Annotated in this window: 11 protein-coding genes and 1 pseudogene (1 of these 12 cut by a window edge); 6 read left to right on the top strand and 6 right to left on the bottom strand. The window is 49.1% G+C overall.

The genetic code is table 11. The features are described from left to right. The first annotated feature begins 400 nt into the window (after positions 1-400). The gene (locus P5674_RS10515; RefSeq protein WP_006617858.1) at positions 401-571 is read left to right on the top strand and encodes a hypothetical protein; all 171 of its coding nucleotides are present in this window, start codon (positions 401-403) and stop codon (positions 569-571) included. 216 nt (positions 572-787) lie between these two features. Here P5674_RS10515 and P5674_RS10510 read toward each other — a convergent pair whose 3' ends face one another. Beyond that, complete coding sequence (locus tag P5674_RS10510) at positions 788-4,594, bottom strand: PatA/PatG family cyanobactin maturation protease (protein WP_006617857.1); 3,807 nt, start codon at positions 4,592-4,594, stop codon at positions 788-790. A gap of 35 nt (positions 4,595-4,629) precedes the next feature. Between P5674_RS10510 and P5674_RS10505 the strand changes: the two genes are divergently transcribed. Then, a complete protein-coding gene (locus P5674_RS10505) occupies positions 4,630-5,289 on the top strand; it encodes a hypothetical protein (RefSeq protein WP_006617856.1) in 660 nt (219 codons plus the stop codon). On the opposite strand, the gene P5674_RS10500 is transcribed toward P5674_RS10505, so the two are convergent. After that, entirely contained in the window at positions 5,235-5,462 is a 228-nt protein-coding gene (locus P5674_RS10500; RefSeq protein ID WP_126277547.1) for a hypothetical protein, read from the bottom strand. The genes P5674_RS10505 and P5674_RS10500 overlap by 55 nt on opposite strands. Positions 5,463-5,585: 123 nt before the next feature. On the opposite strand from P5674_RS10500, the gene P5674_RS10495 reads away from it, so the two are divergent. Beyond that, positions 5,586-6,188, top strand: a complete 603-nt coding sequence (locus P5674_RS10495) for a Uma2 family endonuclease (RefSeq protein ID WP_006617855.1) — start codon at positions 5,586-5,588, stop codon at positions 6,186-6,188. Positions 6,189-6,572: 384 nt separating this feature from the next. On the opposite strand, the gene P5674_RS10490 is transcribed toward P5674_RS10495, so the two are convergent. Then, positions 6,573-7,685, bottom strand: coding sequence for an RNA-guided endonuclease InsQ/TnpB family protein (locus P5674_RS10490; RefSeq protein WP_006617854.1), 1,113 nt, complete (start codon positions 7,683-7,685; stop codon positions 6,573-6,575). Between the two features lie 65 nt (positions 7,686-7,750). Here P5674_RS10490 and P5674_RS26580 point away from each other — a divergent pair, with 65 nt between their 5' ends. Next, positions 7,751-7,981: a transposase gene (locus tag P5674_RS26580; RefSeq protein ID WP_050856800.1), complete on the top strand. Its 231-nt coding sequence runs from the start codon at positions 7,751-7,753 to the stop codon at positions 7,979-7,981. A 39-nt stretch (positions 7,982-8,020) separates the two neighbouring features. Beyond that, the gene (locus tag P5674_RS10485) at positions 8,021-8,623 is read left to right on the top strand and encodes a Uma2 family endonuclease (protein WP_006617853.1); all 603 of its coding nucleotides are present in this window, start codon (positions 8,021-8,023) and stop codon (positions 8,621-8,623) included. Positions 8,624-8,899: 276 nt separating this feature from the next. Here P5674_RS10485 and P5674_RS10480 read toward each other — a convergent pair whose 3' ends face one another. Both P5674_RS10480 and P5674_RS10475 read right to left on the bottom strand, forming a co-directional pair. Then, positions 8,900-9,055 (bottom strand): DUF5838 family protein, encoded by a 156-nt coding sequence (locus P5674_RS10480; protein ID WP_014276977.1) that lies wholly within the window; start codon positions 9,053-9,055, stop codon positions 8,900-8,902. Then, the gene (locus P5674_RS10475) at positions 9,021-9,815 is read right to left on the bottom strand and encodes a LynF/TruF/PatF family peptide O-prenyltransferase (protein WP_006617852.1); all 795 of its coding nucleotides are present in this window, start codon (positions 9,813-9,815) and stop codon (positions 9,021-9,023) included. Before P5674_RS10475 ends, P5674_RS10480 begins: the two co-directional genes overlap by 35 nt. A 5-nt stretch (positions 9,816-9,820) precedes the next feature. Between P5674_RS10475 and P5674_RS10470 the strand changes: the two genes are divergently transcribed. Further along, entirely contained in the window at positions 9,821-10,618 is a 798-nt protein-coding gene (locus tag P5674_RS10470; RefSeq protein WP_339367314.1) for a transposase, read from the top strand. Between the two features lie 35 nt (positions 10,619-10,653). On the opposite strand, the pseudogene P5674_RS10465 reads toward P5674_RS10470, so the two are convergent. After that, a pseudogene (locus P5674_RS10465) lies at positions 10,654-10,796 on the bottom strand (DUF5837 family cyanobactin class RiPP) (its annotated part continues 13 nt past the right edge of the window); the annotation flags it as partial.

Below are 10,796 nucleotides of genomic sequence, written 5' to 3'. Positions count from 1 at the left end.
CTAGAGACTCCTCCGGTTCCGGTGATGTTTGCGGGTTTGGGCTGCGTATCGGGGTGGTTGCTGCTGACGGTGGTTTATTGTCTGTGGATGCGCCGACGGTGAGGGGGTTCTATATAGCGTTCCCATTTGAGTGTTGTAATCCACAAGGGAAAGCAAAGGGAACAGGGAACAGTATACAAGGGTTAAAATGAGCTTGAAGTATTATGAGAAACTTCTCGGAGAGTTCATCAATGATTGGGAAACGCTATAGCTTCCAATATGTCCAGTAACTTTTCGAGATCCCTTCTCAAAACGGTATCGCTCCGGCTAAAACTTGTTGGCGAATTCTGCGACGTAACCCCTTCTCCGTCATAGGGTGAGTACAATACGGATCAGGCAAAAACCCAGATACGGTGAAGAAATGTTGACCATCGTTTCACCCCAAAAACTTTATCTTTCGGCCGGAGGTGTGATGCGATCGCCTGCCACCTGGCAAGAATATCAAGCATTGTGTGAACAGCGCGGAGAGGGTTCCATTCCCCGGCTTAAATATCGTTCTGGATTCGCAAAAGTTGATGTCGCCTTTACCTAAGCGGCGATCGCGAAGCGTCTCGGCACGAGAATCGCCATTGTCCAACGGCGGATAGATTCTCGTGTTGTTTTCGTCCTGTAAAGGCTTGATGTTCTGGGGATGCCAGTCCCCCTTGTCGGGTTTCCAAAACCGGCGCGAGGTTATTTAGGTGGCGATCGCCATGAACGCTCCCCCACTGTTTGGCGGCGAAGTGGGGGAGTGCGTCCCTATTTTAAATCACTCTGGAGCGCGTGAAGCGCGATCGCCCTCGGTTCGCTTTTTCCCCGGAATTGCCCAGCGTTTGATACTCCCCACCGTTACTGGCATACTATCCGCCACATCAATGGTAAAGCGGAACACCTGGCGCGATCGCTTCCCATCTTCGGGATCAAAGAACGTGAGTAGCACATCCCAGCAGTCACTATTGAGGCGACAGTACGGACTTTTTTGGACTTCGATGGTGTCGAGTTTTCGGTCAGAGGCGATCGCCTCCGCAAAGGTAGCAGCCGCCTGAAACGTATTGGTAACCGCAAAATTCAGAGCGCGATCGCGGGAGGTTTGCCCGATATTATGTAAATCGTAATACACCCGATTTAAAAAGGCCGTCAGCCCTTCCCGGAGATTTTCTACCCCCACCGCTTCTATATTATCGACAGTGGCTAAAGCAGCATCAACCAAAGCATTCACATTCCAGCCATACATCCCCCGAGGATGACGAATATTCAGCACCGGAACCACTTCCCCAGAAAAAAGTTCTACGGTTCGGTCAGTTTGTCGCCCAGGGACACTCACTCGCTCAATGAACTCAGCACTCGTTTCCGGTTCAAGCTGCCCATTGAGCATCACCAAAAACAGCTCATAAATATCATTAGCAAACGGGCCTTTTGGATCAAGAACATAGAGAGTATTTTGCTCAAGGTTCAGCGTCCAAATCAGCGAGTGAGCCTCTTCCGGATGGCGATCGAGATGTTCCACCATCTGACGAGCATCATAAGGGTCTGGCGGCACCATCACCCCATTCAAATCCACCGGAGCCATATTTTGCTTGAACGTATCCCGCCGTGCCGCATCTCCAAAATCATAGCCAATTGTGCCCAGAACATAGACATTTCCTGAGTGAGCTTTACTCGGTTTGACACTAGAAGCCGTTAAATCTGTAGGTTGGATTGACAAAGGAAAGCTAACCGCAGCAGTCTCTATACCCACGTTGTCCCCCGTGGCGTTAGCTTCAGGAGAAGCAGTCAACGGTGCAACCCAAGCCGCAGGAATAACGCCAGTATGCTCAGTCCGGGTGACTTGCTCACCGGCAAAAGAAACCGTCACCGAAGACCCGAACAACAACCCCATCGCACCCGGGAGATTGACCTTACCCCGTAGACAGCGTTCCGGTTCGTCGGTATCATCAGGAGTACAGGGAATTGCCGTATTCAATAGCGCGGCTCGCACCGCTTCCGCATCGACAGGTTTACCCTGTTGCAATTGCAGACTCATCAGCAAACTGCACAACCCCGTCATCACCGGAGCCGCCATACTCGTTCCCTGAAGGCGCACAGGTGCTTCATTGGCCGGTTGTGCCCCCAGAATTTCACCCCCCGGAGCCATGATCCCTTCTAAGGCATTGTTACCGCCCCAATTGCTGAACTTATAGGGTGTGCCGTCAGGTTTCAACGCCCCCACAGATAGCACTCCCGGCAGGGAAGCGGGCATACACCAGCATTCTCCCTTGTTATTCCCGGCGGGAGCGACAATCAGAATGTTGTTGTCTTGGCACTTCTTCAGGGCTTGCAGCAGGAGTTCTTCCCCTTCCCCGGTTTGGGTCGGGCGACAGGCGGCACAGTGGATGATATTCGCCCCTAAATTCAGACCCAGTTCAAAGGCACGAGCCAGACTGAGGGGTGAGATGAATTCTTCATCGGTGCCCGTGGTATTCAGGGGGATGTTAATCACACGACAGCGAGGCGCGAGTCCGGGCGAGGGGGTGTTTTCTTGACCCACAATGGTGCTGGTGATGTGACAGGCATGGTTATCCCCGTGGATGCGTTTGAGGAGTGGTTCGCTTAAGGCGGCTTTTTGGGCTTCGGCTTTTTGGTCTTTATCTAAAGTGTCATCATTGCCGATCGCCTGAAATTGATGATAAGCCTCTGTGGGAACGGGTTCGGCAGGAGGATGCCAGTAGGGGAAGACTTTGGAGACTTCTGCCCCTTCAAAACAGGAGAGGGTGTGATCCGGGTTGCCATCGAGAATGACGATGGTGATGCGCGGGTCGCCGAGGGTTTGGTTGCGGAGTTCCGCCAGTCCGGGGATGCGATCGTCGAGGTCGTGGGGATGTTGGGCCGTCGTAGCTTGGGTTTCGACTGCACTCAACCCGACAGAATCCTCCAATTCAGAGGGGTTCATTGTTTGGAGTTCGCTCGGTTCAACAGATACGGATTCGGCTTCAATTTGTGAATCCAATTCGGAGGGGTGAAGGATTGCTTGGGTTTCGAGTTCGCTCGGTTCAACAGATGGGGATTCGGCTTCAACTTCTATCTCCAATTCAGAAGCACTCACAACATCCGTTGCTGAATGATCTATCCCACTGGATTCAATCTCTCGATTAGGCAGCGAACCTAACATAAACTCGCCCACAGAGGACTCGACAACGTAATCTAATCCCGTCGCTTGGGCAAAGCGATCGCTATCTCCCGCCCCCAATGCACAGGGAGCCAATCCCATATTGGTGGCGACTAAATAAAGGTTCTGATACAGGACACCGACGTGCTTGAGAACTAGGGCATAGGCGAGCGATCGATACTTGCGGAACAGCCGCCCAAACCGCGCCGTAATCATCAGTAAAACTTGAGGCATTCCCTGTTCACCACTGGACTGGTGAGCATCTTTAAGCAGGGCCTGAATATCGGCATCAGCCGCATCAATTTGAGCCAGTTGATGATTGAGTGGGTCATAGTGATAAAGTCCCGGTTTCACCCCTGCACAGCGGCGCACCGCCAGATAGATTTCCAGTTCATACATCGCGCCGCCACAGGGATAGGGACGGCGGCTGAGTTCCCCCCAGTCGAAATCTTCACCGAATTGGGCTTTGAGCAGTTCAGCTTGTTCGGCATCATGGGTATAAATTTCCTTAATGCGGGCGGTGCGGTAGAGTAGCTCCCCCAATTGCTCAATGGTGATCGGGTGATTCTCATCATATTCGCGAATCGATGCCCGTTTTTCAATCGCCGTCGTCAGGGTTTTATCCCGTTGGCGAATGGCATCAATGCTCAGTTGCGGCAGGGGGACAATATGCCCGCTCATGGGTGGTTTGACTACGGGAAACTCGTCCCAAATATCCAAACTGGCGGCAATATCGCCTGTGGGGTAGTCGTGGCGACCTTGGCGACAACGGCTGTGAAAGAGCAGGTTATGGAATTCCCACAGTTTCAGTTCTGGGGCTTCGGTTTCGACGGTGAGAAACCCTGTCGCCCATAATAAATTTAAGAATTGATAGGCGGTTTCTGCCCCGATTTGGGGGGGTGGCGTGACCCAACCGAGGGGTTGGGGTTGAGCGAGTTGGGCTAAGATGGCGCTCGATCGCCAGTCCAGCAGTTTGACTCGAAATTTGGATAAGGGGGATTCCAGCACCATCCCCCCTGCATGGCTGCGTTGGTAGGCAAAGCGCGATAGGCTGACCTTGGCTTGTGTCCAGTGGGGGGAATTGAGGTCAAGTTCGGCGGACTCCACCATTGGCTCGGCGATCGCCAACGGTAATACAGCATACTGCAACCAGCCGCGATCGCCCATCTGTTGCAATGTGGCGGCTAACTGTTCTCCCGCTTCCACCCCCTCCCGTGCGCTCAGGGTTTGGGTCAACTGCTGGAGAGTTGCAGTTCCTGCTTGTAAGTGGGCCAGGGCATCGCCCATCCCGGTGATGGCAGGGAGAGTTACCATAGAGGGAGCAATGGATTGGCCAGGATCGGTATTCGCGGGGCTGATGGCATAGCCGTCTGCCGTGGTGCTGACCTGAATGGTGGAATTGAGGGAAACCGCAAAGGGATAGGTACGCATAAGTTCTAGAGGGGTAATGTTACAGAGGGAAGGAAATGACAGCAGCCATTGGGGAAATCATTAGAAATGGTATCTTATTTGATGTAAAAAACTGGTCAAAGGCAATGCCTGAACGAGACGTTTTTTTTCAAACGGTTGAATTGCTTTTTAACACATTGGCTGACAGAAACATCAATTACTTACTGGTTGGAGGAGTCGCCCTCCTGAGCTATGTGGAAGGTCGCAATACTCAAGACATTGACTTGATTCTGGCTCGTTCGGATTTGGATGTTCTGCCCGAAGTAGTCATCAATGATGAAGATAAGGATCTTATACGGGGCTTATTTGATTCATTGCAGATCGACATTTTTTTAACCCAAAACAAGCTATTCAAGGAAGTTTTAGAACAATTTTCGATAGATAGACAATTTGGAAGTCGCATCATTCGGTGTGCCACAGTAGAAGGACTTGTGCTGCTGAAATGCTATGCCCTACCGTCTCTTTATCGACAGGGGCAATTTAGTCGAGCCAGTATTTACGAAAACGACATTCTTCTCCTCCTGTTGAACTATTCAGTCGATCTTGAGAACCTGCTAAAAATCCTGTCTGCCCATCTCCTACCCAGTGACCTGACAGAGGTGGACAGGATCATAGAGGAAATTCAAAGCAGAATTCGGCGGTTTTCAAGCCAACAGCGATCGCTGACTGATGAGTAGGGAAGGGGATGGGGTGACAGGGCGATCGCATTTTCAAACCCGGGCAACGCAGGCACTCTCAGGGCCGGGGATATGCCATCAGCGTCAGCAGCCCCGCCGAGGGTGTAACCGCTTTCGGAGGGATTGATTTGAATTTCAGCACTCAGGGAAATCGTAAAAGGATTTGAACTCATTGTCCTTAAAATATCAACTATGTTTAATCATGGCGGAGTGTGCAGGAAAAGGGGCTGATTTGAGCTTTGAATTCTGCTCTGCCTAGAATGGAGAAGCAATCAAACCGCGTGAGGTGAATCGTCGTGGTATCAATTCCTCCTAAACCTTTATCTCTCCAACTTCCCGATCAACTGGCTCTGTGTGTCACGCCGGAGCAGTTTGCGGCCCTGGCCGTGGTCAACCGTGAGCTTCGACTTGAACGTACCGCAACCGGAGAACTCATCGTGAATCCACCCACAGGCGGCAATACTGGCTACCGCAACAGCAAAATCAATTACTTTCTGGTTCGCTGGATTGAAGAAGAAGGGGGCAATGGCAGAGCATTTGACTCCTCCACAGGTTTCGAGTTGCCCAATGGAGCAAACCACTCCCCTGATGCTGCCTGGGTCAGCCCAGATCCCTGGAATGCCCTGACCCCAGAACAGCAAGATGGATTCATCCCCTTGTGTCCTGATTTTGTCGTGGAGTTGCGCTCCAAGAGCGATACCCTCCAAGACCTCCGAAGCAAGATGGCAGAATATATCGAGAATGGTGCAAAGTTGGGCTGGCTCATCGATCCTAAAAACAAACGAGTGGAAATTTACCGTCCGGGGCAAGGGGTGGAAGTGTTGGAGAATCCCAAGACACTATCCGGGGAAACGGTGTTACCGGGGTTTACCCTCAGCCTGAATCGGGTTTGGGCTTGAGAGTATTTGCCAGGTGGCGGAGTGAAAGGGAGACGGGGTGAGAACAACTTCTCCAGTAGGAACGCCGTCAACGGGCTGTTGGGGGAGATGTTTTTCTGGTTCATGGGAGTTTTTCACTCTTTGTTAGGTTTATCAGTTTGACCGCTTGGGGTGGTCAGTCCCTTCTTCTTGTCAAGAAGCCTGTGGGTGCTGCGGTTGCGTAGCGGCCAGGGCGGCACGGAAATTCTGTTTTGGGAGAGGGTGAGGGGGTGAAGGGGAGACGAGGTGAATCAGTAGCATTCTCTTTGACGCTCCCATCGCTAAAAGCGAGGGATTCCCTGTTCAACCAGTTACCTTATCTACTAAGCTCTCACCTAATAGACAGTGGGTAGTCTGTCCGAGGGCTTAAATTCCTGTCCGCCCGACAGTATTGGCTCTACGAAGTATGTTGATAGCGGCGTTTTCATCTCTGTCTAGAACACAGCCACAAGAACAAATATGAGTTCTAATAGACAATGTTTTCTTGACAATGGAACCACAATTAGAACATTCTTGACTGGTATATTGTGGATTGACCGCTAGGACAAACTTCCCGTGGATTTGTCCAAAGTAGTCCAGCCAATTGGTGAACATAGACCAACTTGCATCACTAATAGACTTAGCCAGCTTTCTGTTTTTCACCATATTAGAAACCTTCAAATCTTCATAGACGACCAAATCGTTAGATTGGATTAACGCTTTTGCTGTCTTAACAACAAAATCTTTACGTTGTCTAGAGACTTTTAAATGAAGTCGGGCTACTTTTGACTTTTGCTTTTGACGCTTGTTGCTTCCTTTTTTCTTCTTAGATAGCTTACGCTGTGCCTTCTTTAAACGCTTCTCAGCTTGACGAAGAAATCGAGGATTGTCTACTTTTTCTCCATTGGAGTCAGTCAAGAAATGGTTTAAGCCCACATCAATTCCTATTTCCTTTCCTGTATAATCAAGGGGTTCTACTCGTTCAAGGTCTAGGACAAATTGGCAATAGAATCCGTCAGCCCTTTTGATCAGCCTAATCCTCTTGATTAATGACTTATCTAAAATCTGACGATTATAAGATCCGATCAGCTTTAGACATCCTATTCCAGTCTTGTCTGTGATGTGGATAGATTTTTTATCTTCTGATAATTTCCAACCCGAAGTTTTATATTCCACAGACCTTGAAGACTTCTTGAATTTAGGGTAGCCTTTTCGAGCTAACCCTTTTTTGCAGTTGTCATAGAAACGTGAGATGGCGAACCAAGCTCTTTCGGCACTAGCTTGACGAGCCCTAGAGTTAAGATTACTTACAAACGGAGTATCATTACTCAACGTTGTTACAAATTTGCAAAAAGAAGAATAATTTACTTTATCTTCTCTTTGGGAATCCATCCAGAGTCTAAGACATTTATTCCGAATGAACTGTCCTATTCTAATAGCTTCTAGGATAGCTACTTGTTGTTTTGGTTTAGCTTTAACCTTAAACTCCATGACTCGCATTGACTCGACCTCTCAATGTGTTATGTTATCATTATATCATCTCACCGTACAAGCTGCCAATAGTTATGGAAGCCAATTACTCTAAGACCCGCAGGGCTACGTTTAATCTTACTGTTCATATTGTGTTGGTGACTAAATATCGGAGAAAAGTATTCCAGAAAGAACATTTAGAGTTCTTATTAAAAAATCTGTGGAGAGCCAAGACTCTCCAGAGTATTAATTGTGCTTCGCTGTTTCCATATTGGTTGGCTTTTCATCTCATCGGTGAAACCGAGAGCCTTCAAGCCAACATTTAAGGTAAAATAGAGAAGGAATCCAGTCGCATGAGGTGAATGATGGTACGAGGTTGTCCTGAACCGTTATCTCTCCAACTTCCCGATCAACTGGCTCTGTGTGTCACGCCGGAGCAGTTTGCCGCCCTCGCTGCTGCCAACCGTAAGCTACGGCTGGAACGCACTGCAACAGGAGAACTAATTGTGAACCCACCCACAGGCGGCAAGACTGGCAAGCGTAATCTCAGCATTACAGGACAATTGAGTGTCTGGTTTGAAGAGAACGAAACGCTTGGCGCAGCCTTCGACTCCTCCACCGGCTTTGAACTACCCAATGGCGCAAATCGCTCCCCCGATGCAGCCTGGGTTAGCCAAGCGCGGTGGGATGCTCTTACCCCAGAGCAGCAGGAGGGATTCATCCCCTTGTGTCCTGATTTTGTAGTGGAGTTGCGCTCCAAGAGCGATACCCTCCAAGACCTCCGGAGCAAAATGGCAGAATATATCGAGAATGGTGCAAAGTTGGGCTGGCTCATCGATCCTAAAAACAAACGAGTGGAAATTTACCGTCCGGGGCAAGGGGTGGAAGTGTTGGAGAATCCCAAGACACTATCCGGGGAAACGGTGTTACCGGGGTTTACCCTCAGCCTGAATCGGGTTTGGGCTTGAGAGTATTTGCCAGGTGGCGGAGTGAAAGGGAGACGGGGTGAGAACAACTTCTCCAGTAGGAACGCCGTCAACAGGCTGTTGGGGGAGATGTTTTTCTGGTTTATTGGAGTTTTTCACTTTATATTTGTTAGGTTTTCCGTTTGACCGCTTAGGGTGGTCAGTCCCTTCTTAGATGATCAGAAGCCTGGATAGTGCTGCCCGTGTAGCGGTGGGCGCAGCACACAAAACTTTTAAGTGGATGTCGCTAGAAGTGGAGAAATTTTGTCTGCCTCGTTTTCAAGTCATCCCTGCTGCAAATTTTTGATAGTAATAGAGACGAATATTTTCAATTCTTCCTTGTTGTTGTAGCTCTTGTTCGGCTACACCAACCCAGGCGTGGGGAAGGATTTCTTGCTGGTTATAATAAAGAATGCACCCGATTTCCCGTATCATTTAGTCGAAAATAATTCTGTAGTTCTTGCTTGTTTTTGAGTAGGTAATATAGAACTGGATTTTCATTTGCTATAGACAGACCCATATAAAAAGCACTAGAAGCAGCAAGGGGTTTTAAGGCAGAAGCACAGAAATTTGACGTAAGAAAAGATTGGACATGAGGAGAGTTAAATTCTTCTTCTTTCAGGCTGGCATATAGTTCGATTTCACTGCGGCCATCCAGATAAAAATCAAACCCAATCAAAGAGACAGATGATAACAGAATTTGGTGAAACTTGTCCCTAGGAAGTTTAGCCAAGCTGAAGGCAGTTGCAATTTTTTCGGGATAGTCTTCAATCGTGATGTGCATTTTCAGGCTAGAGTCGGCCAAGTTTTGCCGCAGGTCGATGCCAGTGGATAAAACCGATATCTTGCTAAAGTCGAAGTCATCCCCCAAGAAATGCTGCAGCAAGCCATAGTCTAAACGAACGCCTACCTGATTTTCGGTTTGATGAAAAAACCTAAAAGCTTGGTCTAATTTTTGGGGCCATGATTGAGTCATTTCTTGAAAAAACAAGAGAAATCGGGAGGCAATTAAATGGTCGGACTCAACCTTACAAGATGCCTCAATTGTGCAATCCCCTTCAACACCAAACACGAAGTCTTCAAACACTTGTAGGGGAAAAACTGGCTCGACATCAAAGGCAGTTTGATGGGCGCGAATAAATTGCAGTCGCTTTTCCCGCAAATGATTTTGTTGGAGAACAGAGGTACAGTTCATGAATAATGCCTTTAATGATGTCTTTGCAGAATTTTTACAGAAAAATGTCCAGAAACCCCAGAAATTTGCACTCAGGATACGCCTACCACGTCACAACGCGGTGCAACAATCGCGAGTTTAAGCTGTCGAGTCAAGCCTGTCGGGAGGTATTTCTTTATGCCATCAAACGGGCGGTAAACAAGTTTAATTTCCGACTTTACGCCCTGTGCATTATGAGTAACCATGTCCATTACCTCATCGAACCGAAACAGCCAGAAGATTTACCCAAAATCATGCATTTTCTCAATTGGTACACTGCTATGTGCTTTAACCGAATGCTCAACCGCACAGGACACTTTTGGGAAAAGCGCTATTTTGCAGAGGGGTTTCCCGCCAGGGACAAAGACAGAGCTTTAAATACCCTGCGCTACATCCACGGCAATCCCAGAGCGGCGAAAATGCGGTCTACCTTTTTCTACGAGTTCAGCAACTACGGTAGTTATGAAAAACTGACCGATGACGGCTTGACCCAGTGGCATCCAGCTTTCTTGCAGTTGGGGACAACTTTGGAGGATTGCGCTCGGAAATATCGGGGGTTTTGCAACCGCTACAAACCCAAAAGTAAACCCATGAAAAAGTGTCATTGGGGCAGTCGGTTATTCGCCGGGATGAAAACCGAGGGTCAGGGTCGTGGGCAGAGGGGCCGGGGGGGGGGAAAGCCCCCGACCCGACCCCAGGTATCGGAAAGCCCCGAGGTATCGGCAGTTGCCCGTCAATTCATCGAGGCGAACCAAGCGCCCTGGCTGACTCAACAGCCGATTTGAGGATCGATTTGGTCTGTGGTAGAATTAGCCCGCGACTACTCGTCGTCACCTTCATAGGAACAAAAACCAACACCACTTTCCCATATAGCGGGAAGGGCCTCAAGGGAGCCGATCGCCTCTTCACTCAATTCAGCCAAAGCACTAGGCAGTTGACCCGAAGGAACGCGGTCAACGGGCT

The sequence above is a fragment of the Limnospira sp. PMC 289.06 genome (genome assembly GCF_032350395.1).
GTDB lineage: Bacteria > Cyanobacteriota > Cyanobacteriia > Cyanobacteriales > Microcoleaceae > Limnospira > Limnospira platensis.
Note: the sequence above shows the minus strand (reverse complement) of the source record. Positions and strands in the feature narration are given on the sequence as shown.

Bases quoted from the DNA above. Each gene is read 5' to 3' on its own strand.
- P5674_RS10480 (WP_014276977.1), bottom strand. From the start codon at position 9,055: ATGATACGGGAAATCGGGTGCATTCTTTATTATAACCAGCAAGAAATC.
- P5674_RS10500 (WP_126277547.1), bottom strand. From the start codon at position 5,462: ATGAGTTCAAATCCTTTTACGATTTCCCTGAGTGCTGAAATTCAAATC.
- P5674_RS10510 (WP_006617857.1), bottom strand. From the start codon at position 4,594: ATGCGTACCTATCCCTTTGCGGTTTCCCTCAATTCCACCATTCAGGTC.
- P5674_RS26580 (WP_050856800.1), top strand. From the start codon at position 7,751: ATGGAAGCCAATTACTCTAAGACCCGCAGGGCTACGTTTAATCTTACT.
- P5674_RS10475 (WP_006617852.1), bottom strand. From the start codon at position 9,815: ATGAACTGTACCTCTGTTCTCCAACAAAATCATTTGCGGGAAAAGCGA.
- P5674_RS10490 (WP_006617854.1), bottom strand. From the start codon at position 7,685: ATGCGAGTCATGGAGTTTAAGGTTAAAGCTAAACCAAAACAACAAGTA.
- P5674_RS10470 (WP_339367314.1), top strand. From the start codon at position 9,821: ATGCCTTTAATGATGTCTTTGCAGAATTTTTACAGAAAAATGTCCAGA.
- P5674_RS10515 (WP_006617858.1), top strand. From the start codon at position 401: ATGTTGACCATCGTTTCACCCCAAAAACTTTATCTTTCGGCCGGAGGT.
- P5674_RS10485 (WP_006617853.1), top strand. From the start codon at position 8,021: ATGGTACGAGGTTGTCCTGAACCGTTATCTCTCCAACTTCCCGATCAA.
- P5674_RS10505 (WP_006617856.1), top strand. From the start codon at position 4,630: ATGACAGCAGCCATTGGGGAAATCATTAGAAATGGTATCTTATTTGAT.